The 23,452-nt window shown below is 55.3% G+C and carries 19 protein-coding genes; 6 read left to right on the forward strand and 13 right to left on the reverse strand.

Going from position 1 to position 23,452, the window contains the following annotated elements; all coding sequences use genetic code 11:
* Positions 1–179: 179 nt before the first annotated feature.
* On the forward strand, positions 180–2,459 hold the full coding sequence (locus GNT65_RS03955) for an aminotransferase class V-fold PLP-dependent enzyme (protein ID WP_160793809.1): 2,280 nt from the start codon (positions 180–182) through the stop codon (positions 2,457–2,459).
* An 81-nt stretch (positions 2,460–2,540) separates the two neighbouring features.
* Here the strand turns inward: GNT65_RS03955 and GNT65_RS03960 are convergent, their stop codons facing one another.
* The 7 genes from GNT65_RS03960 to GNT65_RS03990 all read right to left on the reverse strand — a co-directional run bounded on the left by GNT65_RS03960 (position 2,541) and on the right by GNT65_RS03990 (position 11,743).
* Positions 2,541–3,761 (reverse strand): carbohydrate porin, encoded by a 1,221-nt coding sequence (locus tag GNT65_RS03960; RefSeq protein ID WP_160793904.1) that lies wholly within the window; start codon positions 3,759–3,761, stop codon positions 2,541–2,543.
* A 716-nt stretch (positions 3,762–4,477) separates the two neighbouring features.
* On the reverse strand, positions 4,478–7,708 hold the full coding sequence (locus GNT65_RS03965; protein WP_160793810.1) for an efflux RND transporter permease subunit: 3,231 nt from the start codon (positions 7,706–7,708) through the stop codon (positions 4,478–4,480).
* A 12-nt stretch (positions 7,709–7,720) separates the two neighbouring features.
* Positions 7,721–8,980: an efflux RND transporter periplasmic adaptor subunit gene (locus tag GNT65_RS03970; RefSeq protein WP_160793811.1), complete on the reverse strand. Its 1,260-nt coding sequence runs from the start codon at positions 8,978–8,980 to the stop codon at positions 7,721–7,723.
* An 81-nt stretch (positions 8,981–9,061) separates the two neighbouring features.
* Positions 9,062–10,342, reverse strand: a complete 1,281-nt coding sequence (locus GNT65_RS03975) for a TolC family protein (protein WP_160793812.1) — start codon at positions 10,340–10,342, stop codon at positions 9,062–9,064.
* A gap of 212 nt (positions 10,343–10,554) precedes the next feature.
* Complete coding sequence (locus GNT65_RS03980) at positions 10,555–10,986, reverse strand: hypothetical protein (RefSeq protein ID WP_160793813.1); 432 nt, start codon at positions 10,984–10,986, stop codon at positions 10,555–10,557.
* A gap of 141 nt (positions 10,987–11,127) precedes the next feature.
* On the reverse strand, positions 11,128–11,310 hold the full coding sequence (locus GNT65_RS03985) for a DUF3012 domain-containing protein (RefSeq protein WP_011867156.1): 183 nt from the start codon (positions 11,308–11,310) through the stop codon (positions 11,128–11,130).
* 49 nt (positions 11,311–11,359) lie between these two features.
* Positions 11,360–11,743, reverse strand: a complete 384-nt coding sequence (locus tag GNT65_RS03990; RefSeq protein WP_160793814.1) for a SpoIIAA family protein — start codon at positions 11,741–11,743, stop codon at positions 11,360–11,362.
* Between the two features lie 109 nt (positions 11,744–11,852).
* On the opposite strand from GNT65_RS03990, the gene arfB reads away from it, so the two are divergent.
* From arfB to accC, 4 genes are all read left to right on the forward strand, one after another.
* Positions 11,853–12,263, forward strand: coding sequence for an alternative ribosome rescue aminoacyl-tRNA hydrolase ArfB (arfB, locus tag GNT65_RS03995; RefSeq protein ID WP_160793815.1), 411 nt, complete (start codon positions 11,853–11,855; stop codon positions 12,261–12,263).
* Between the two features lie 113 nt (positions 12,264–12,376).
* Complete coding sequence (gene aroQ, locus GNT65_RS04000; protein ID WP_160793816.1) at positions 12,377–12,829, forward strand: type II 3-dehydroquinate dehydratase; 453 nt, start codon at positions 12,377–12,379, stop codon at positions 12,827–12,829.
* Positions 12,830–12,836: 7 nt separating this feature from the next.
* Entirely contained in the window at positions 12,837–13,268 is a 432-nt protein-coding gene (gene accB / locus GNT65_RS04005; RefSeq protein WP_160793817.1) for an acetyl-CoA carboxylase biotin carboxyl carrier protein, read from the forward strand.
* 28 nt (positions 13,269–13,296) lie between these two features.
* On the forward strand, positions 13,297–14,661 hold the full coding sequence (gene accC / locus GNT65_RS04010) for an acetyl-CoA carboxylase biotin carboxylase subunit (protein WP_281213764.1): 1,365 nt from the start codon (positions 13,297–13,299) through the stop codon (positions 14,659–14,661).
* A 94-nt stretch (positions 14,662–14,755) separates the two neighbouring features.
* Here accC and GNT65_RS04015 read toward each other — a convergent pair whose 3' ends face one another.
* The 4 genes from GNT65_RS04015 to GNT65_RS04030 form a co-directional block, all read right to left on the reverse strand.
* Positions 14,756–17,953 (reverse strand): HD domain-containing phosphohydrolase, encoded by a 3,198-nt coding sequence (locus GNT65_RS04015; protein ID WP_160793818.1) that lies wholly within the window; start codon positions 17,951–17,953, stop codon positions 14,756–14,758.
* 81 nt (positions 17,954–18,034) lie between these two features.
* Positions 18,035–19,087 (reverse strand): MJ1255/VC2487 family glycosyltransferase, encoded by a 1,053-nt coding sequence (locus GNT65_RS04020; protein ID WP_160793819.1) that lies wholly within the window; start codon positions 19,085–19,087, stop codon positions 18,035–18,037.
* Positions 19,088–19,112: 25 nt separating this feature from the next.
* The gene (locus GNT65_RS04025; RefSeq protein WP_160793820.1) at positions 19,113–19,643 is read right to left on the reverse strand and encodes a phosphatase PAP2 family protein; all 531 of its coding nucleotides are present in this window, start codon (positions 19,641–19,643) and stop codon (positions 19,113–19,115) included.
* 103 nt (positions 19,644–19,746) lie between these two features.
* On the reverse strand, positions 19,747–20,001 hold the full coding sequence (locus GNT65_RS04030; protein WP_011867165.1) for a YgjV family protein: 255 nt from the start codon (positions 19,999–20,001) through the stop codon (positions 19,747–19,749).
* Positions 20,002–20,337: 336 nt separating this feature from the next.
* On the opposite strand from GNT65_RS04030, the gene rraA reads away from it, so the two are divergent.
* Positions 20,338–20,823, forward strand: a complete 486-nt coding sequence (rraA, locus tag GNT65_RS04035) for a ribonuclease E activity regulator RraA (RefSeq protein WP_160793821.1) — start codon at positions 20,338–20,340, stop codon at positions 20,821–20,823.
* A gap of 717 nt (positions 20,824–21,540) precedes the next feature.
* On the opposite strand, the gene GNT65_RS04040 is transcribed toward rraA, so the two are convergent.
* Positions 21,541–22,227 (reverse strand): RelA/SpoT domain-containing protein, encoded by a 687-nt coding sequence (locus GNT65_RS04040; RefSeq protein ID WP_160793822.1) that lies wholly within the window; start codon positions 22,225–22,227, stop codon positions 21,541–21,543.
* A complete protein-coding gene (locus GNT65_RS04045) occupies positions 22,227–23,327 on the reverse strand; it encodes a ParA family protein (RefSeq protein WP_160793823.1) in 1,101 nt (366 codons plus the stop codon). Before GNT65_RS04045 ends, GNT65_RS04040 begins: the two co-directional genes overlap by 1 nt.
* Positions 23,328–23,452 lie beyond the last annotated feature (125 nt).

The raw sequence follows: 23,452 nt of genomic DNA on the forward strand, positions 1-23,452 counted from the left end.
CCTGACTCCGTCATCACTCCTCTGCATACAGGCGATACTTCACCAGCCTCAGCCGACACTAAAAACATGATCTTGATCAATACTCACAAGCTGCTAATATAGCCACATCGAATTACATATACTATTTTGTTATATGGGAATTTTTTCTAATAATAAAAACAGCAAGAAGCGAGTATCCCATGCATCACACATCCCAGCTTAGCCAGATCTACCTCGACGCCAACGCGACCACCCCTGTACTGCCTCAGGCAGCCAAGGCGGCACTGGGCGCCATGGAAGAACTTTTCGGCAACCCCTCGAGCAGCCATATCACTGGCCTGAAAGCCAAGAGTCTGATGGAACAGACCCGCCTGCGTGCCAAACAGATCCTGGGAAGTGGCCTGGGCAAGATCATCTTTACCAGCGGCGCCACCGAAGGCATACAGACCGCCATTCTCTCCGCCCTCATCAAGGCCAAGGCCAGCCTGGACCCCAACAAGCAGTACAGCCTGCTCTATGGCGCGACCGAACATAAGGCGGTGCCCAACTCACTGGCCCACTGGAACCAACTGCTGGAGATAGGCGCCGAGCTCAAGGCGATTCCCGTCGACGACAAGGGCGCACTGGATCTCGACTTCATCGCCAGAGAGGTGCCCAACGCCCTGATGATCTGCACCATGGCGGTCAATAACGAAACCGGGGTATATCAAGATCTAAAGGCACTCGACACCTGCATTCGCGAGCACAACCCCGAGGTATTCTGGATGGTAGATTGCGTCCAGGCCCTGGGCAAGCGCCCCTTAGCGCTGGCGCAGACCAGCATAGACTACGCGCCATTCAGCGGTCATAAGCTGTATGCGCCCAAGGGGATCGGCTTCGTCTATATTCGTGATGGTGCCCCCTTCACGCCCTTCATCGCAGGCGGGGGTCAGGAAGGCGGACTGAGATCGGGCACAGAGAACCTACCGGGCATGGCGGCCCTTAATCAAGTATTTGCCATGCTGCTAGCAGAACAGGACAGCGCCTTCCATAGCCCGTCGACCCTTGCCGATTACCGCGAGCAGCTGGCCCAAGCTTTGAAGCGCGCCTTCCCGACACTGGTGTTTAATCACAGCTTCGACAACAGCGTGCCCACCACCCTAAACTTTGCCGTGCCCGGCTTTAGCAGCAAGGAGATCATGGATCTCTTCGACGCCGCCAATATCCGCGTCAGCTCAGGCTCTGCCTGTAGCTCTAAGGTCACCCGCAGCTTCGTGCTCGATGCCATGGGCCTCCCGGCCTGGCAGAGCGAGTCGGCCATTCGTCTATCCTTCGGCCCGGCCATGACACAATCTGAGGTGGAGCAGGCCTGCGAGCGTATTCAGTCGGCCGCCAATGCCCTAGGCAACAGCTGCCTGACCCTGAGCACAGACGATGCCACAACAGATAAAAAACCGCTTAACGGCCTGGTACAGCTTAAATCCGGCTCCAGCTGCAGCTGGATCTACGCCGACCAAGAGAGCAAACAGGCGGTGGTTATCGACCCTCTGCCTGAACTCGATCAGCGTATCGACACCCTGTTACAGTGCCAGCAGCTCGAGCCTATCGCCTTCATCGACACCCATGGCCACGCCGATCATGTCTCCGGCCGTGTGGCATTAGCCGCCAGGTATCTGCCACAACAGACCAGCGATCACCTTGGTTGGCCAGAGGATCACCAGATCATCGAGATAGGCGCCAGACCGGCGCAGGCAATCTCCCTGGGACAACTCTCTCTGGTGAAGCTCGCCACCCCTGGCCACACCAATGACAGCATCAGCCTACTGCTGTGCTCACCCCTAGGCGAGGTACTCTACACCTTCTGTGGCGATCTCATCCTCATGGGTAGCCTGGGGCGCACCAACTTCGACAGCAGCTGCGCCAAGCAGATGTACAACAGCCTCAAGCTGCTGCACAGTCTGATTGGTGAAGATACCCTGCTCTGCCCGAGCCACGACTACAACAACGAGTTCACCACCAGCTTCGCCGCCGAATTCAGAGTCAATCCGCTCCTTAACGAGACGATAAACGGCACCATCTCTTTGGCGCAGTTTGAGCAGCAAAAAGCGAGACTGGATACCCATCTCAAGGATGAAGCCGGCAGCGAGATCATCTGCGGCGCCTATACCGGAGGTTGCAGCAAGGCCAAGGTGAAAGAGTACGACAGCAAGACGCTCCAGCTACAGGTGGGGCAGTCGCCTGAGCTTAAGTTGTTGGATATTCGTGAGCCCCACGAATACGCCCTGCAACATGAGCTGGGCAGCCTGAGCGAGCAGACGATCAACGTGCCTATGACTAGGCTGGTGCAGTTCGTGCAGGAACACAAGCAGGAGAGCGACGCCGAATGGGTGCTGGTCTGTCGCAGCGGCAGCCGTTCACTAGTGGCGGCCCAGGCGCTGCATAGACTCGGTTTTGACAAGATAGCCCACCTCAAAGGCGGCTATGCCTTGAGCGACAGTTAAGGTTTGCTATTACGCCTCAGCTGACCGACACAAAAAAACCGCATCACAAGATGCGGTTTTTTATTGGCTCACACTAGACCACTAGAAGTAGTAGCCGAAGTTGATGTTAAAGCGCTTGTTGGTACCGCCATCACCTACCATAGAGCCACCGATGAAGGGCTGGTTCTCGGCCACCACGAAGTCGAAATAGGTATAGAGGCCACCGGCGGTGACCGCCACCCCAGTCACGTTCATGAAGGTATCTTCCTGACCGCTTGGCTTGTCGGTAACAAGCGAGTAGTCGTTGTAGAAGGTCAGGTTTGACACAGGTCCCCACGCCACCGGCAGGCTATAGGCTAAGTCCGCCACATAACTGGTCGCCTCGGCTGGAATAGAGTCATAGAAGGCATAGGCGGCAACCACCATGCGCTCCACGTCCATGCCATCTACGTCATACTTGTAGTCGGTGAGCTGCAGCTTGAGGTTCCAGCGATCATAGTTGACCACCCCATGTATCGCCGCGGCAACCTGGTCACCATCTGTGCCGTTCTCTATCTCAAGTTGGCCCATCTGACCCGACACGCCTAGCTCAAGTTTAACCTCATCGAATTGAAAGTTATGGCTGTAACGGGCGTTGAAGGTATTCTTCTCGCCTGCGGCATAGCCCGCGGTTGGCGCATCGTATATCCCCTCGCCCGCCAAGCGAACACCGACGACGTCATAGGCATATCTGTGGGTGCGGTCCGACACGTAGCCGTCCAGGCCACCCTGCTCATCATTCTTGTAGAAGGCGAGATCCAGTCGGTTGCTATCGCTCTTATAGGTGTAATTCAGACCCAAATCATAGTCGTCTTCCAGGCCCAGATAGAAATTAGAGCTGAAGAAGTAGTTGTTCGAGGCATAGGTCAGGATACCGAAGGGCACCTGAGTCACACCTATCTTACCCTGTTGCTCATCGTCGAAGTTGTAACCCACCCAGGCGTGATGAATCACATTCATATACTCGAACCAACGGTACTGGGCAGAGAAGAGAACGTCATCCAGATTACCGTTCACGTCGATACGGAAGAGATCGAAGTCGAAATCACCGCCGCGATCCGTGTTGGCGTCGGAATAATCCTCGTAGGAATATTGGAAACGAGCCGCACCGCCAAACTTGATCGACTTGTCCATCTCCTTCTCTTCGGGCGCCTGCTCCTTTTCGGCTTCCAACTGCTCAATACGCGCCTTCAGCGCCTTAAGTTCTTCGTCTACCGTGGCGGCGCCGGCATTAGCGCTCAGGGCCAGCGCGATACAACTGGCTGCAAGTGTATAGCGAATCATCATTCATCCTCTTTGATTTATTTAGTTTTCTGCTTTCAAGCTGCCATCAACATCATGAGTATAGAAACCAGGTGGCAGTTAGGCCAAAAGCCTCCTGGGAGTTCAGTCAAATGGAAATATTCGCCATAGAGAGATGAGCCCTCGCAGGCTTAACCAAGCGACATAAACATCGAGCTATAATGATTAGCCATCTAATCATGAAGAGTTATTAGTATTATTATCGGCGACAGCAGAGGTGTGACCCAGATCCAAAAAAACTTGAGTCAACCCTAAGCGTTAGTCGCTAAAACTTAACACATTTCACTTAAAACTTACAGAATGAATAGGTTTTATACAGAGTGAGGTGCCAACAAACCCCAAACCATTAGTTACACATCAAATTAAATTCGCACAAAAGGGCCATATCAATAGCCTGGCTTAACGGTTTCTTGTCGACTGGAAATTGCCCACGAAGGGCATGCGGAAAGAGAAGGCTGAGTGCCGCCGGACAGTAAAATGAAGAAACAAAAAGGCGCGGCGTCCTGCCGCGCGTGCTCACTCGAGAATACTCCCCCTTTAGCCTCTCACTACAGGTTAGGAATAGCGAGAGATGGAAAAGAAGACTTATTGTGCCCTAGAGCGTCACCAAGGAGACGCAACTGCGATGGCAAACTGAAAACACCGCTGCCTCCGGCCCTCCCTGGCCCCATCGAATCACTTCATCTTGATGTAAAAAGCTAGTCTAAGGCTTCCAACTCCTTGTCGCCCTTAAGCGCCTTGGTCTCATAGAGCCAGCGATACAGGGTCGGCAGCACCAGCAGCGTCAGGGCGGTAGAGCTAAACAAGCCACCTATGATCACCACCGCCAGCGGCTTTTGGATCTCGCTGCCCACGCCGCTCGACAGCAGGATAGGGATCAGCCCCAGCGCCGAGGTCAGCGCCGTCATCAGCACGGGGCGCAGGCGTCCCACTGTGCCTTCATACACGCTGATGTAGAGGGCTTCTCCCGAGGCGCGCCTCTGGTTGATCGAGTCCACCAGCACCACACCATTGAGCACCGCCACCCCGAATAGGGTGATGAAGCCGATGGAGCTAGGCACAGAAAGATAGGTGCCGCTGACATAGAGGGCCACCACACCGCCGATCAACGCCAGCGGCACGTTGGCCATGATCAGGCCCACCTGCTTTATAGAGCCGAAAGAGAAGTAGAGCAGCAGGGCGATCAGGGCGATGGATATGGGCACCACCAGCATCAGCTTCTGCTGAGCCCGCTGCTGGTTCTCATACTGACCGCCGACCACAACCGTATAACCCGGCGGCAGATCCGCCTGAGGCACTATGGCATAGATATCCTCGACCACAGAGCCCATGTCGCGTCCCGACACGTTGGCCTGCACTACCACCCGGCGCTGCACATCGTCACGGCGGATATTGGGTGGCGCCATCTCGACCACCACATCGGCCACCTCCCCCAGGCGCACGGTCGCGCCGTTTACGCCGCTGAGCAGGAGGTCTTTGAGCGCATCGGGCGCGCTGCGATATTGGCTCGCCAGACGCACATTGATGTCGTATCTGGCGTTGCCGTCTATCACCTGCCCGGCACTGACGCCGCCTATGCCCTGACTCACCAGGCTCATCACCTCATCGACGCTGATCCCATAGCGGGCCAGCAGATCGCGCTTGGGACGCACCACCAGTTGGGCCTCGCCGGACACCTGCTCCAGGGAGACATCCACCGCGCCCTCGATACCCGACACCAGCTCGCTGAGCTCCTGTCCCTTGCTGGAGAGCACCTCGAGATCCGGGCCAAACAACTTGATCGCCAGCTGGGCCTTCACCCCTGAGAGCAGCTCATCGACGCGGGTAGCGATGGGCTGGGAGAAGGTAAACAGCAGGCCGGGAAAGACGCTTAGCTTCTCTTCCATCTTGCGCTGCAGCTCGAGACGGGTCTCGGCGTGTTCCCACTCCTCGATCGGCTTGAGGCCGATGTAGATCTCTATGTTGCTCACAGGCTCAGGGTCGCCCCCCAGTTCCGGGGCGCCGATACGGCTCAGGGCATAGTCGACCTCGGGGAAGGTCATCAACATGGCCTCGAGCTTAGGGGCCACATCCAGCGAGGTGTTCAGGCTGGCCGTGGGCGCCAGGGTCACCCTCAGATTGATGGTGCCCTCCTCAAGCTCGGGCACAAACTCGGTACCTAGCCTCGGCAGCAGCGCCATGCTGATGCCAAACAGGGTCACAGCCGTCAACAGCACCAACTTGGGCCTGCCCATGGTGGCACTGAGCAGATGACGATACAGGGCCTCCACCGGCTTGAGTACCGGGCTTTCCCTCAGGGTCACGCCACGCTTGAACAGATAAACTGCTAAAGCTGGCACGCCGATCAGGGCGACAAACAGCGCCGCCACCATGGCCAGGATGATGCTCACCGCCATGGGCTGAAACAGCTTGCCCTCCACCCCTTCCAAGGCAAACAGTGGCGCAAACACCACTATGATGATGGCGGTTGCAAAGAAGATGGGGCTGCACACCTCCTTGGCGGCCAGCATCACCCGCAGGGCAATGCCGCTACGCTCACCTTCTCCCTGACCATCTTCCTCGCCATGATAGGGGTCGCACTCGTCCGAGGCGCGCGCCTTGGCCTGATCGATATGCCTTCTATCTGGTTGAGTCAGGTGCTTGAAGATGTTCTCCACCATCACCACTGAGCCATCCACCAGCATGCCGATAGCCACCGCCAGCCCGCCGAGGGACATCAGGTTGGCCGACATGCCAAAGTAAGCCATCACCATCAAGGCCAGGCCGATGGAGACGGGAATAGAGAGCAGCACCAAAGCCGTCGCGCGCAGATTTACCAGGAAGAGCGCCAGGATCACCACGATAAACACGAAAGCCATCAAGAGGGCATCGCGCACCGTCTCTACCGCCTTGTTCACCAGATCCGCCTGGTCATAGAACACCTCGAAGGAGACTCCCTTAGGCAGCGCCTGCTCTATCATGGCGGTTCGGGCCGAGATATCGTCGATGGTTGCCTTGGTGTTGGCCCCCATACGCTTAAGCACCACGCCGGCGACCACTTCGCCCAGCGCCTGTGGCGTCCCGGCATCGTCGCGGCGGGTCATGGTGACCGCGCCCACACGGATCTCGGCGCCAAAGTCCACCTTGGCAATGTCGGCTACCCGTACCGGCGTGCCGCCCACCTCTGTGAGTGGGATCTGGGCAATCGCCGCAAGGCCCGCCTCGCCAGCGGGTAGCAGGCCGTAGCCCCGCACCACCAGCTGTTCCTGTCCCTGATCCATAAACCAGCCACCGGCGTTGCGGTTATTGCTCTCAAGGGCCTGGGTCACCTGGGCCATAGAGAGGCCATAGCTGCGTAGCTTGTTGGGTTCTATCTGCACCTGATATTGCCGCACCTCGCCTCCGAAGGAGAGCACATCGGTCACGCCCCCTACCGGCATCATGATGAGTTTCACCAGATAGTCGTTGAGGCTCCGCAGCTCGGCGGCGTCTATGCCGGACTCAGGCGTGGCCCGCAGTATGTACTGATAGATCTGCCCCAGCCCAGAGGTGTTGGGGCCTATCTCGGGCACCCCCACCCCGTCAGGGATCATCTCCCTGGCGGCCTGCAACTGCTCAAACACCTGCTGACGGGCAAAGTAAATGTCTGTGCCCTCGGCAAACACCACTGTCACTATGGACAGGCCAGTGCGCGACAAGGAGCGCACCTCGGTCACCGACGGCAGGGCGTACATGGCCGATTCCACCGGGTAGCTGATCAGCTTTTCCACCTCCTCGGCCGCCAACCCCTCGGCGGCGGTGTTAACCGTCACCTGCACATTGGTGACATCGGGAAAGGCATCGAGATTGAGCTTAGGTAACATGGCGACGCTGGCTACCACACCACACAGCAGCGCCAGGACCACCAGAAGCCGATTGCGTATCGCGCTATCGATAAGTTTCTGAAGCATTAGGGCTACCTCTTAGTGATTGTGAATATCGAAGCCTGACTTGGCCTGCTCAGAGGCCAGGAAGAAGGCGCCCGAGACCACCACCCGCATCTCAGGGCTTAACCCCTGCACCAGGTTCATGCCACGTTGGCGTTCACTCACCTCGACCTCCACGGCCTCAAAGCCATCGCCCTCTTCGACAAACACCTGCCAGTCGCCGTCACCGCCGCGGGTCAGCGCCGCATCGGGCAATATCACCCCGTCCTGGTTATTATCTGCCAGATAGATCTCGGCAAACTGACCTGCATGCAGCACATGGCCCGGGTTGGCGAAAGCTACCAGGATCTGCTCGGTGCGGGTGACGCTGTCGATCTCATGGGAGCGGCCAATCACCTCGGCCTCCAGGCTAAAATCGCCCACCTTCACCAATGCCTTACTGCCCACCTTGATCTGTTGAGACTGGGTCGGCGTCACCTGCGCCTCGACCCAGAGGTGAGACTCGTCGGTGAGCTGCATCAGGGCCGTGCCGCCGGTGAACACCTGGCCTTTCATGGCCACATCCTGCTGCACCCGGCCGTCGAGCGGCGCCAACAGCCGATAACTGCCAATGATCTCGGGATCAGACTCCAGCGCCTTGATCTGCGTAGGCGTCATCTTGAGCGCGCCGAGTATGGCGCGCTTGAGTTCTGCATCCACCTGCGCCTGCAGACGACGACTGGCACTCACCGCGCTCTGACTCATGCGCTTCACCCGGCCCCACTCGGCCGCGGCATTGATATAGTCCGCCTGGGCCTGAGCCACGGCTGCGCCCCCCAGGGTCAACAGAGGCTGGCCCTTGGTGACCTCCTGTCCCGGCACCACATGGCGCGCCAACACCCGCACATCCAGCTGAGGCGCCAGGGTCACGGTGCGCTCCCTGTCCACCACCAGGGTGGCAGTTGCCACTGCGGCCAGGCTGAAGCCCTGACTGCTCACCTGCTCCACGCGGATCCCCGCCAACTGGCGCTGCTCCTCGCTGAGCACTAGCTCGCCGCCATGGGCTTCTTGGTCGCCATGGGCTTCTTCGTTACCATGAGCGCCTTCATCGCCATCGCCATGGCCCGGTTCTTGTCCTTGATCTTGTATCTGCTCTTGGGACACTTGCCCCTTGGCTGACTCTGCTTTGTGATCGTGGCCCTCGGCGCCGAGGGCGACGCCACCCACGGCCGTCATACTCATCAAGACGCCGAAGCCCATGGCCCGCATCAATGGGCTTAGCTGTAGGAAACGTGTTTTATTTGATTGATTTTTCATACTTTTCACCTAAATTCTTTATCCGTTTTGCTAAAGCCTGCTCGCTAAAATGTGCTCGCTAGCTTTAGCGCCTTAGCGCGACTAAACGCCTTCACGGCCGAGCTGACGCTGCAGATAGTTCTCGAGCTGACCGCTCTGCCCCATCCAGTCGAGCCAGCTGCGGTAGAGGGCGCTCTCGAGGGAGAGCCCCGCCAGATAGCTGCTGGCCAGCTGCCTCTGCCCCTGCAGATAGTCGCTGGTGCTGATGTCGCCCGCACGCCATTGCTGTGACAGGGCATCCTGCACACCGGCGCCAGAGGTGAGCACCAACTCACGCCACTCGCGGTAACGCTGCTGCAGCCTGGGCAGGCTTAGGTGAAAAAGTTTGGCGGCCTGGGTGAGGCTACGCTCACGGGCCAGATAATCTTGCTCGGCGATGGCGACCTGGGTTCCGGCCGCGGCCTTGGCCTCGCGATAATCGTTGCGGATCTGAATCGGGATCGACAGCCCCAGCCCCAGCTTGTTCTCCTCTCCTTCACGCTCGGCGCTCAGGCTGATACTGGGATCGGCGCTGGTATCTGCCGCCATCTGCTGGCTGGCCAACTTGGCCATCATCACCTGCTGGTAGGCGCCGGCCAGGGCGGGCAGCTCGGGGCCAACCTCGCCACTCGCCTCTATGCTGAGGGCGCCGATAAACTCGGCGAAGGGCAGCTCCAGCTCGCCAAAGCGGCTGAGCACGCTGGCATCGGCGGCCAGCGAGGCCTGCTCTGCAGCGGCGTGATCTGCGGCCTTACTGGCCAGATCCAGCTGCATCAGCTGCAGCTCGGCCCGTGACAGGGCCCCCGCCTGCAACTGCTGCTTGGCGATGGCGACCTGCTGTTTGGCGCTCTCTAGCAAACGTCCCTGAAAGGCGAGTAATTTCGCCTGCTGAGCCTGCTCCACCAGCGCCATCAGGAGGTCACCGTAGAGCTGGCTGCGAGCCAGACGATTATCGGCCAGCAAGATCTCGGCCTCGAGCTGGGCAACACGTGTCGCCACCCCACGCTTGTCGCCCCAGTCTAGGGTCTGACTCACCTCCAGGGTATAGGTATCTTCGCTGGCATTTTGGTAGTTCACCCCCAGCTCGGGGTTATAGACGGGCCTGTCTGCGGCCTCAACCAAGAGCCTGGCCTGACGAACCTTGGCCTGCTGCGCCTGGAGCTCAGGCAGTTGATTCACCTTGCTCATCAAGGGGGCGAGCCAGCCCTGAAAACCAGTCTGATCAAGCTGCGCCAGCAGGGGGGCCGGTGCAATTTCTCCCGCTTCTGAGTAAAGGGTTTCGGCGAACAGTGGCGCGCCCCATATGGCACCCAATAATGCGGTGGCGATTAAGCTCTTTCTCATCGCAATTCCTAATCTTAAGGATCAGGCTTCTCTGCTGCCTGCCAAGGCATGGTTAACCATAGCTAGGCAGGCAAACGCACAGCATCGACCCGCGGCAAGATAATTCACCGCGGCCCAGGGCTGGCAGTTAACAGAGAACGCCCGATAAAAAACGGTAACCCAACAGTGCCCGCGCCATGCACAGGGCCTGAAAAGGCATTATTTTCAGAAGATTAAGAAAGATAGATAGGTGGGCGATAAGCCGCTTGTTGCTCTGGTGGCAGGTAGTGCAATCTGGCGCTCGCGGGTTCATCGCTCACGGGCACAGAAGGGGTCAGGGCCAGCTGAGACACTAAGGTCACGTGACCACCATGACACTGGCAGTCGAGGCAGAGATCGAAGGTCTGAGTCTCTGTCTTGCTGATCTGGTGTTGATGTGGCGTCTCTAGCTCGGGCTCATCGAAGGCGCATTGGCAATCGACACACTGAGCCAGGCTCACCACTTCGGCAGTAAACTGCAGATGGGGATGGGTTTCGCTCTCCTCTTCATGGCTGCCAAGATGCAACTGATGCGCGCCAAGATTCGCCCCTGCAAACTGCAGTGCGACTACGGCGATCATCATCAAGGCAATCTTGTGAACCAGTTGTCGAAAGAAGCGACTCAAGCAAACTCCAAAGGGGAAAAAGCGTAAAAAGGTCGAGTAATCAGACTCAAGGGGTGGCAAATAGTTCCACGGCTATCGCTAAATTAACAGGAGATTCGTCCCGTCATGCCAGCCAGATCACACTTGCCACCCGCTACGCCATTACTTGAATACGCAGTGCTTGGTGTAGTCGGCGGCTTCATTGGCCGTCCAGTCACCCTTAGGCTTATCTTCCATCTGCTTACACCACTTTTCGCTACCTACCTCGGGAGCACAACCAGAAAGCGATGCCATCAGAGCTAAGGCCAGCGCGGCAGACGTCAGAGAGAGTGAAGATTTTAACATGAAGAGATTCCTTAAGGATGTCAGATAGTAAGAGTACCAGTCCTAGAGTCTATGACTCCTGATCGATCGGACAACTCAGTTTAGCGGTGATCCACTCGATAGCCTGGGGTTTATCCTCAAGAGCATACCACGCCACCTCCCCTTGCATAAAGGGGCCCATAAGACGCACCGCGTTACCAAACCAATCGGGTCCACCCACCAGCACCAAGGCATCGAACCTGGGCAGTTGCAGCTCACCCACGCCCGAGAGCGACTGACTCTCCCAGCCTTCCAGCAGCACATCTGCCTCGATATAGAGACACACCTTGCCCGAGGCCTGCTGATATTCCTCTATGATGGGGACTATCTTGTTGCAATAGTCCTGGGTCGACAATCGCCCGCTGGCAAATAAACTGATCACCCCATTGGTGATATCGGCGATTTGACATAACATACTCACACTCCGAGAAGGCGCCTAATTTGGCGACCATTTTGCAACATTTTGACGGGCCAATGATACAGGTCTAGATCAAATAAGCCGAACATGTCGACACCTTAATCAGATGATAAAGATCTCTCAGCGCGTCCAATTAGCCGATAACGAACTGGAATGGCAATTCATCCGTTCCAGTGGCGCCGGTGGCCAGCACCTAAACAAGGTCTCCACCGCGGCCCAGCTGATCTTCGACATTCGCCAATCTTCGCTGCCGGAGTTTTATCAGCAACGCCTGCTCGCCAAGGCCGACCATCGCATCACCAAAAGCGGCAAGATCATCATCAAGTGTCAGGCCAGTCGCAGCCAGGACGCCAACCGTCAGACGGCACTGGAACAGTTTATTGCCCTGGTGGCCAGCGTCGGCCACACCGCCAAGAAACGTGTCGCCACCAAGCCCACAAAGGCCAGCCAGCGTAGGCGAGTCGATGCCAAGAAACAGCGCGGTGCCACCAAGGCCCTCAGGCAGAAACAGTTCTAATCATAAAGTCTTTCCAGCAAGCTGATTTTTACTAACGAGACGCCAAAATCGCCGATAAGTGTGCTAAGTTGCAGGTATCTGACTTAAAAGACTGAATCCATAAGGTGTTGTGCATGAGTAAAGCAGTGAAAATTCTCCTGGTGAACGGCCCTAACCTCAATCTGCTTGGCCGACGCGAACCCGGCCACTATGGTCATCATACCCTGGCGCAGATCGTCGAGCAGCTGAAGCTGCAGGCTGCCGAGCAAGGCGCCAGCCTGGAACATATTCAGTCCAACGCAGAGCATGAGCTGATCGACGCCATACACCAGAGCGAAGCCGACTTCATCATCATCAACCCCGCAGCCTTCACCCACACCAGCGTGGCACTTAGAGACGCCCTGCTCGGCGTCGCCATCCCCTTTATCGAGGTGCACCTTTCAAACGTTCATGCCAGGGAGGCCTTCAGGCATCACTCCTACTTCTCCGACAAGGCGGTCGGCGTCATCTGCGGCCTGGGTGAGCAGGGCTATCGCTACGCGCTGGACTCGGCCATCGCCCGCGTCAGAGCCAATCAGGAGAAGTAACGCCGCCATGGATATTCGCAAGATAAAGAAACTGATTGAGCTGGTGCAGGCATCGGATATCACAGAGCTGGAGATCAAGGAGGGTGAAGAGTCGATTCGCCTCTGCCGTCAGTCAGCCACAGCACCCAATGCGCAAGGCGCTAACGTCACCCTCGCCAGTCAGCCAAGCGTCGAGGAAGCATCCGAACAGGAAGAATATGACGAGGAGAAGCTGCTGCGCTCCCCCATGGTGGGCACCTTCTATCTCGCCCCCGCGGTCGATGCCGCCCCTTTGGTTAAACTGGGTCAGCGGGTCGAACAGGGCGAGCCGGTCTGCATCATAGAGGCGATGAAGATGATGAATCAGATCCAGGCGCCTCACTCTGGGGTGGTGACCGCGATTCTCTGCCAGAGCGGCGATGGCGTCGAATTCGATCAACCCCTGATGATGATCGAATAGAGGCAAAACCAATTTCCAGGAGGCTCAGGTGACGGCTTTGACGCGTCGATTCAACAAGGTCTTGATCGCCAATCGCGGCGAGATTGCCCTGCGCATCATACGCGCCTGTCGCCAGCTGGGCATCAAGACGGTCGCCGTCTACTCCAGCGCCGACAAAGATAGCGGCCACCTCAGACTCGCCGATGAGCAGATCTGCATCGGCCCCGCCCCCGCTAAAGATAGCTACCTCAACACCGCCGCCATCCTAGGCGCCGCCGATCTCGCCAGGGTCGATGCCATCCACCCGGGTTACGGCTTTCTGGCCGAAAACGCCGATTTTGCCCAGCAGGTGGTAGAGAGCGGATTTCACTTCATCGGCCCAGAGGCCGACACCATACGCCTGATGGGCGACAAGGTGAGTGCCATCGCCGCCATGAAGGCGGCTGGCGTGCCGACCGTGCCCGGCTCAGACGGCCTGCTAGGCGAAGATGAGGCCCGCAGCCTAGAGGTCGCGGCTCGGATAGGTTACCCGCTGATCATCAAGGCCACCGCAGGTGGTGGCGGCAAGGGGATGCGGGTCGCCGAGGATGAGGCAGGGCTGCTTGGGGCCATCGCCCTCACCCGCCAGGAGGCCGAGGCCGCCTTCGGCAATGACGGCGTCTATCTGGAGAAATACCTCACCCGGCCGCGTCATATCGAGGTGCAGGTGCTGTGCGATCATCTGGGGCATTGCATCTCACTCGGCGAGCGTGATTGCTCGCTGCAAAGAGCCCAGCAGAAGGTGATCGAATCCGCCCCAGCCCCAGGATTAACGCATGAGCAGCGCCAGCAGATAAGTCAGAGCTGCATCAAGGCCTGCCAGACCATCGGCTATCGCGGCGCCGGTACCCTGGAGTTTCTCTATCAGGATGGTGAGTTTTACTTCATGGAGATGAATACCCGCATTCAGGTAGAACACACCATCACAGAGATGGTGACCGGAGTCGATCTGTTAGCGCAGCAACTGCTAGTTGCCCAGGGCGCCCCCCTTGCCTTGCAAGAGCCGTTAATCCAACCCCAGGGCCACGCCATCGAGTGTCGTATCAACGCCGAAGACCCAATTAGCTTCGCCCCCTCCCCTGGAAGGATAGACAGGCTTGTGGTGCCCGCCGGCCTGGGAGTACGCTGGGAGTCTCATCTCTCACCCGGCGCCTGTGTGCCGCCCCAATATGATGCTATGATCTCCAAGTTGATCACCTGGGGCGACGATAGAGCCCAGGCAATCGCCCGCATGCGCACCGCCCTGGATGAGCTGGTGATCACCGGCATCAAGACCAATGTGCCCCTGCTCAAGGCGCTGCTTGACGATCCTAAGGTGCGCCAGGGAGAGACCTCAATTCACTATCTGGAAGATACCTTCTTGCCTGGGAAATAAGTGCCTGCCGGGCTTCAATGCCCATGCTAATGCCGATGTAGATCCGAGCTAGCCGGGCTCCAATCATACTCTCAAGCCCACATTCGATGCCAAGTTAGGCCGCCAGGTACTTGTCGATATCCACCTCGTCTATCTGCTGCGGCGCAAGATAACGCTCGGCGTACTCCAGATAGATGCCGCTGGAGAGGAACAGCTTAAACACCTCGCCATCCACGTGCTGGTCCAGCACCATCTTATGCAGGATATCGATGGCGACGCTCAGGGGCTTGGCCTTCTTGTAGGGCCTGTCGGCGGCGGTAAGCGCCTCGAAGATATCCGCCAGCACCAGGATGCGCTCGGGGATAGACAGGTCCTCGCCGGTGAGCTTCCTCGGGTAGCCGGTTCCCTTCAGCGTCTCGTGATGAGTGGAGGCGTAACGGGGCACACGGGCCAGTTCTGGCGGGAAGGGCAGGTTCTCCAGCATCTTGATGGTACTGGTAATATGCTGATTAATCTTAAACCTGTCCTCGTCGGTCAGGGTGCCGCGGGAGATGCTGAGGTTATAGATCTCCCCCTGATTATAGAGCGCCTCGGGCACATTCATCTTGATGCCAAACTTAGGATCGAACACCTCAGGCCTGTGGCGGGCTATCACATGCTGTGGCTTATCTGCCAGCAGCGGCTCGGTCACCGGCAGGCTGACATCAGAAGTAAATTCGGGATAGTTAAGCTCCTCCACCGGCGACAGGCCGAGGCGATCGTCGAAGTGGCGCTGCCAGGTGATTGCCGACAGGGTCTTGAGCCTGTCGATATCGGCCTGCTCCATAAACTCGCCGCCCACGTTGGCCCCGGCGATGAAGGCGAAATCCTCAGTCAGCTGCTCATGGCGCCGTCTCAGTTCTTCAGTATACTCGGCCTCTCGCTCGGGATGCTCCTGGCACTGCTTGAGACAGTGGATCTCGGCGTCACGCCAGAGCACCTCGAAGCGCATCCGCACCTCGTGGATACGGTTGTAGATCAGCTCCAGCTTGCTGCCCTTGTCGACGATATGCTCAGGGGTGGTGATCTTGCCACAGTCATGGAGCCAGGCGGCGATGCGAAACTCCCTGTGCTCGTCGGCGTTCTTGAAGCGAAATGCCTCAAAGGCGGGCAGATCCGACTGGGCGGCATATTCGGCCAGCATCAGTCCCAGCTCGGGCACCCGGTTACAGTGACCGGCTGTGTAGGGTGACTTATCATCGATCGCCTGAGCGATCAGCTTGATGAAGGCATCCATCAAGGCCTTGTGGTCCTGCTCGTGCTGACGAATAGACTCAGACATATCCACCAGGGAGATCGCCAGCTCATCGATCTCCTTGATGTAGGAATCTACCCTGGTCACCTCATCATAGCGGCGAAACTTCACCTTGAGGTTTTCCAGCGCCAACAGCTTTATCGGCGAGATAATGGGAGAAGCAAACAACCAGGAAAACGGCAGTGCCAGCAACAGACACAGGCCAGTGATGGCGATCGACTTCTTCACCTTGTCCAGGCTCGATGCCAGCAACATCTCCTGAGGCACCAGTATGGCAAAATACTCCTGCTCGGCCGCGCTACTGCCCAGTGGCGAGACATAGACGAAACTGGGCTCGCCATTGAGTGAGATGGCGACTAGCTGCTTCTGCCTGGTAGGATCTGCGGCGATATCTATCAGTGCCTTGTAGGGCACGGTACCCTGCACGTTGGCGGGTGCCACCTGTTGTCCCTCTGCAAACCACTTGTTGCGTAGTGCCTTAATCTGCTCAGGGCTGATATGGGCTATGGCCTTGTCGATCAGTGCGATGAGGTCGGCGTTTTCCGGATGCATCACTATGCTCAACCCGGCGTGGATGTCTATGGGGGCATAGTCCAGATCCTCGTGAAACTGCAGGTCGTCGATAAAATACTGCCGCGCCGTGTAATGCAGCACTATGCTGTTGTCGATTGCCGCAAACGCCCGCCCCTCCTTCACCGCCTGGAGTATCCCTCGGGTCGACGATACCTCGACCACCTCAACCTCGGGAAAATGCTGCCTGATGATAGGGATGATCGACCAGCCCCTGGGAATCGCCACTCGCTTACCCGCCAGCTGGCCCACATGCTTAATCGGCGCCTCTCCCGGCCCGGTCACTGCGGCGAAGGGCATGCTCAGAAAGGGCTGACTAAAGACCCCAAGCGACTGATTGGCCTCGCTATTGAGCACAGAATGTAGCAGGTTGATCTCCCGCGACCTGAACTTATCGACAAACTCAGGCCAGGTGAAACCATTGTTGTAGTTGATGGTCAGGCCGGTCATCTCGGCCACCAGGTTGAGCACATCTATGCTGTAGCCCATGGGAAGCCCGGCCACGGCAAAATCTATGGGCGGCCAGTCGGTCTCGTTGGAGGCGATGAGTGGTGGGGTATTGGCCACCAGCGCCTGCTCCTCTGGGGTCAGGCTGAGGGGCTTAGGCGTGGGGAGTTCCGCCTGATTAACCTGTTGGTGATTAGAGGCCACCAGGGCGCCGCTGGCCCGGTAGACATAGACCTCGCGCCCCTCCTGAGCATCCCCCCTACCCAGCTGCGCCAAGTAGTCATCCAGGCTCGACAGGGCAACATCTACCGCCAGCACGGCGTCACTATTGGGCAGACGGATGGAATAGGTGATGCCCGGCGCCTGCAGGTTTTGAAACAGATAGGGCTCTGTCTTAAACACCTTGTCGGGTCGCGCATCGATAAACCAGGGACGGATGCTGGCGTCATAATCTGTGGGCTCCATCCTACTCGCCCTCTGCTTAAAGTCGGCATCCAGATAGTGGAAGGCACGGATACGCTCCTGCCCCTTACCCTGAATACTGATGATCACCCAGCGATCTTCCAGGGAGGCCTTGAGCTGACTCCTCACTATGGGGTGGGCATCAAGATTCACCAGCTCAAACAGATCCCCATCTGGACTACCGAGATAGATGGCATAGATAAACCTGGCCGAACGCATCGCCTGGCTGAACACCTGCTTAGCCTCCTGGCTCAGCCCCATGGGCGTATACAAGCCCTCGAAGTTGGCCACCAACTTAGTGGTGTTGATCGCCTGATTATCGAGTTGGTTCAGGTAACTGCCTGTGCTGTCAGCGCTCTGGTTATAGAGCTTAAGACTGGCCTCCGTGGCCAGGCGCTGGCTGAAATAGTATTGCAGGCCAATGGCCACCGAGGCGGTAAACAGAGTAGCAATGATAAAGATGCCCACCACGGTAAAGCGTATGGTGAGGCGTTTGGGTTTAGCTAAGGTGAGACCCAGCATGCGGTGTCCTTGTCCCATGAATGTCCGACTCAATGAGTATAGTCAGAGATCCGCATATCTCACCTTAAAAAATGAGTTAACATCCTAAAAAATCAAACATTAAGGACTTTTCTTACGCCATGATTCCGGCAGCTCCACCTGTTGCCACAGCTCCTGGCACAACTGTTCTCCCTGATGCCAGTTACCCTGCTTTAGCCAGCTTACTAGGGCATCCCCCACCTGGGGATAGGCGATAGGCTCAGGCCTGGAGGCCCGCAGCCAACGCTTGACTGCCGCGGGGTCGAGCCACTTCATGCTCTCGGCCGCGCCCAGCAGCTCCAGCGCCGCCACATTAGAGAGCTGCTCGAACTGGCCGTGCAGCGGCTTCACCAGCAACTTCTTACCCAGGGTCAATGCCTCGCTCGCCAACTCGAAACCGGCGCTGGCGATCACGCCGCCACACTGGGCCAACCTGGCCTTGAAGCCCTCGCGGCTAAAGCCAGACCAGATCAGGTTATCGGCGCAGTCCTTAGGCGCGCCCGAACCATGAAATACGTGGAAACGATACTCACCGAATTCCTTGAGCAGATTATTGATATCCTCGGGCGATTCGAACGGCAGGTACACGAGAATATCGTGAGAGTTATAGGCCACCGCCTCACCCACCTCCACGAAGGGCGGCAGCAGGGGAAAACCGAAATGATGCCAATGGCAGCCAAGCGACCGATCGACCGGGGCAAAGTAGTTGAGCAGCATCTGATTAAACCAGCCGTTACCCACCTTAGGCACATCGTACTGCAGCGCCGCCTGATGGCTCACCCCGATGGAGGGCACCCCTTGAATGCGTGCCGCCCAGGCAGAGACGGGCTCATAGTCGTTAAGCACCAGATCGTAACCACTGAGATCCAGGCCGCGAACGTCTTTCACCAGGGCACTTAAGGAGTTCTGTAGCGCCGTCTTGGCGATGCTGACGCAGCCATTTTGCGTCGCGAAGGTTAACCCAGGCTTAGCACGATACTCGCCGAAGCACTGCATGTCGAAATAACGCTGACTGTCACGACCGGAAAAGAAGAAATCGACATCGACTCGCTGATTTTTAAGGGCTTTCGCCATGATTCTGGCACGACTAAGATGGCCATTCCCTGTGCCTTGCACGCCGTAAAGAATACGCATGTTTGTGCTGACTCCTGCTAGTGATTTATTGACCGACGAGAGGTAACACCAGGTAGCAACTCGTCATCCCCAGAAGGGCACCAGCCAGAATATCCAGCGGGTAATGCACGCCCAAGATGATACGCGAAACACCGATAGCCCCGGCCCAGCCGAAGGCCAACCAGGTGAAGGTGGGATAACACCAGGCGATGGCACTGGCCATGACGAATGCTGCGGCCGTGTGACCCGATGGCAGGCTGAACTTGTCTGACGGCTCGAAGGTCAGCATCAGGCTATTGCCGCCGGGCAGAGACTGATGGCAGGGACGTGTGCGTCGAATGCTGTTTTTCAGTACCAGATAGAGGGGGAGCTCTATGATGAAGGCGGCCAGCGCAGTGTTAAACAGCAGCTCTCCCCGCTCATCGAGCAGCAACAAGAGGACACTCAGGTAGAGATAATAAGGCCCATCGCCCGTTGCCGAGATGGCTTTGGCCTTAGGGTTTAGACGGTAAGCCACGCCACAGGCGTTGATCGCGGCAAAGGCCTGGCGATCTAACTTAGCTAAGGTCTGAAACATAAAAGGCTCCGGATCAAGTGATATGATCAGGAGCCTAAAAACTCGCTATGACGCCTAGGTGACATCCAGCCTAAATATTTATGACAGCAAAGGTCTGCAGCAACTAGGCCTCGGCAGTTTTACCCACCTGAGTCTTGGCGCGGAACAGCTTCACTAGGTGATAGACGTTAATACAGGCGACAAAGGCATTCATGCCGGCAACCGGCCAGGCCGAGATGTAGATCCCGTAGATCACAAACAGTGCACAACCGGTAAAGTTAAGACATCTTAGCCAAACTATATCTTTCATCATCAAAGAGATAGCCACCATTACTGAGGCGGAATAGCCAATTAGTTCAATTGTGTTTGAAGCTTCCATAAGGCACCTTCTTAAGGCCCTCTGCCATCCATAAGCTAACTGGGGGATCCGTGCCCCTAAAGCAAGTTAAAGTTAAGTTAATCGTTGACTGCCTACATGCTAACAAATTTAGCCTCAGCTTGTAATTAAAATACGTTATTTAATGACCTTGGTCATGTTTTTTGCACAATAAGAAAGCAACAGAAGAAAGATTACAACAAGTTAGCCAAACGCCGCTATTATCACCAATAGCGTGAGTTATAACGCTTTTCTTTTTAAGAATCCCTTATATACTGGCTGGTAACAATATATTGCTGATTTATCCCAGTAAAATGCCTCTCTACAGGAGTATGACTTATGGAATACAACACCTCAGAACTTTGTGACACTTACATTGATGTGGTCGATGTTGTTGAACCCATGTTCAGTAATTACGGTGGTTGTAGCTCTTTCGGCGGTTCAATTAGCACCATTAAATGCTTCGAAGACAATGGATTAATCGCTGAAGTACTGCAACAGGATGGTGAAGGCAAGGTACTGCTGATCGACGGTGGCGGATCCCTGCGTCGCGCCTTGGTCGACGCCAGCATCGCCGAGATCGCCGTGGCAAACAACTGGGAAGGCATTATCGTTTATGGTTCGGTGCGCGATGTCGACGCACTGGAAGATCTCGACATAGGCATCCAGGCCCTGGCCTCTATCCCTGTGGGCGCAGACGGCCATGGCGTGGGCGAACTGGAGATCCCAGTTAACTTCGGCGGCGTCACCTTCCTGCCAGCCGACCATGTCTACGCCGACAACACAGGCATCATCCTGTCACCCGAGCCTCTAGATATCGATTAAGCTGATGCCCGAAATGGCATGATGATTTTGGCTAGGCTGTTTAGGCTAGCCAGTTAGCCCTAGTCAGGAAGCAAAAAGGACGACCATGAGTCGTCCTTTTTTGTGGCCTATCGATGGCCACCCTTCTCTCACTATAATCAATAGTTATGTCGAAATACCTTCGGCCAGTAAAGAACAGCGTTATCTATTTTGCCTCAAACTAGCTTGATGTTTAAGAGAGAGCTTTAAACCATAGCTTTATGGTGTATCAATTGCCTGCGGCAGGTGCAGTGCAAGGATGCACCAATGTCGTGATCAAATGGAGGTGAAGGAACGACCTTATGTACAGGTACTGCCAAGGCATGCAGGCTCTTTTTAAACATTTTGCATTTGGCTTGGTGGATTCCGGTCAGAGTGTATGAAGTCGAACCTTCATTGCAATTAATAGCCTGCGGCTCGCTTATGTGCAGCTACTGCCTCGGGACGCTATACGTCATCCCTGACCGCTTAACGAAAACATCCCTGTTTTCGATACCCTCAGCAGCATCTACACTGGGTTATCTATCTCTTGGATTTAACCTCACTGGATATCCAAACCCCATTACATTTTTGGACAAAAATGAGTTAGAACTATAGAACTATATATGTGAGCTTCAGATTAATGTTTTTATGTGCTAACGCCGTGCTCTGGGGCGAATTTGGAGCACAGCAGCAAATATGTCCGACAGCAGCGCCTTGTTAAGGCCTGCCATATCTCCGCATGATTGAATCCGCTAGGTGACTCCCTGCACTGACTAATCGAGCCAATACCCTTATGTTCTCTTTACATTGTTCATCTTCTACAGGCGTGGGATAGTTCATTGTATGATCTATTTCCCCCCACACCTCTTCTAATAGAGTCCGAACTTGAACCTCGCATGTTATAGGACTTCTTTCGTTTGGCTTTAGAACGTAGTGGATACTCGTATAGAAGCTGTCTTTTTGTTGAGTTCTTATACCAAGAGATTTAAAGAATCTATCAGAATCTGGATCCCAAGTGTACGCCTTTGGATCTTCGAATAAGCAGAAATCACCGTCATTGATTTTTTTCATTATCTCTTTATGGATAGTTTCAAATTGTTCTTGATGTAGGTGAAGAACTCGAACGCCCGCCATGTCTGTTACTCGACCGAACAAATTATCCCCATTAATTGGGCCTAGTTGTTCTGCTTCGGGCTTTTGCTTATCTTCCTGGTTTTTTCGTTCAACCTTTTCAATGAGGTGATCGACGTCTTTTAACCTATGACGAATTGAATGCACAACACCTTTTAGTGATCGAGCCTCGAAAAAGCTCCTCACAGTCTTGTAGAATAATTCAAGAGAGTCAAAATTCTGATCATAGACTTCGAGAACATCTTTGTATCTTTCTTTAATCTCCTGTTCCATTAATCCTCTAACCCCTCTAATCTAGTTAGAAGATCCTCTGCAAAGGAGTGATAGAGGGCCCTTTTTTCGAAATACATCTCACGATTACCCGATATAGTAGGCCTATCTTCAGCGAGTAAATTTGTTTGATTTGGGACGTCCCAGATAGGCACTCTATATTTCTGCGCCATTGAAGGAAGGGTATTATGCGAGTGCATAACAGACTTATAGCCTATAGGTGAACCTATAACTTCTTCGCCTAAGTGATCATAACATTCTGCAGGTATATGTGTTTTTATTGAGCTTGGCAATCGATTTACGTATGAATAATGTGCCGCCGCAAGATCAAGCTCATTCTGGCCAGTATACTTCTTAGCATTGTAGATGGTGAAGCCGAGAAACTTTACAAAGCTCTTTGGAAATACAGCTCGCTTTTTGTCAGGTAGCAGGCTATACATCGTTTCAAATTGATTTTTCCAGATTTTAAGCGCTTGGCCAATATTTGTAATACCGAATGTTGAGAACATGTCGGGCATACACGGCACAAAGAAGCCAGTAGACATCGATATGAGAATTCTGTTTAAAATTCCCAGGCTCGGAGATGTATCAATTATTACGTACTCATAGCCATATTTATCTCCTGCTTCTAGGCAAATATTTCTAATGCTTGTTATTACTCTTAGAGCTTGAGGGTCGCCTAGAAATGCATCACTCCAAGATTTTGATATTTTATCTTCATAAGAGTGAAGGCTTAATCGACCGGGAATCAACCCTAAATTATTATTGATTTCATAGACGCTTCCCAAGCTAAATGACTCAAATACACCATCTTCAATTGGCTTAAGTAAACAATGAATTGATCTTGGTTTCTCGACGAATTTTTCAAAGGATTCACCTGATTCTTCCAAGGCAGCTTGGAAATCCTCAATGTAAGGTTCTTCCTCTGTCCAAAGCTCTTCCAATTTCTCAGGAGAAATGCACTGTAGAGTCAAATTAGATTGAGGATCGAGGTCAATCATTAACGTTTTCTTCCCCATCTCTGACAAAGCACAAGCTAAGTGAAAGCTTAGGGTAGATTTACCTACACCACCTTTGTTGTTAAAAACTGATACGATCTTCAATTAGTACTCCTCAGTTGATAATTAGTGTGCCTTAACAGCTTATTAGTGAGACCTTGCAAGGTACGCTACCTTGTAAGGTAGGAGACCAAGCATGTAAATAAATGGGGTCAGTGTAGACTTTTGAG

Origin of the sequence: Shewanella insulae (assembly GCF_009831655.1) — a bacterium.
GTDB lineage: Bacteria > Pseudomonadota > Gammaproteobacteria > Enterobacterales > Shewanellaceae > Shewanella > Shewanella insulae.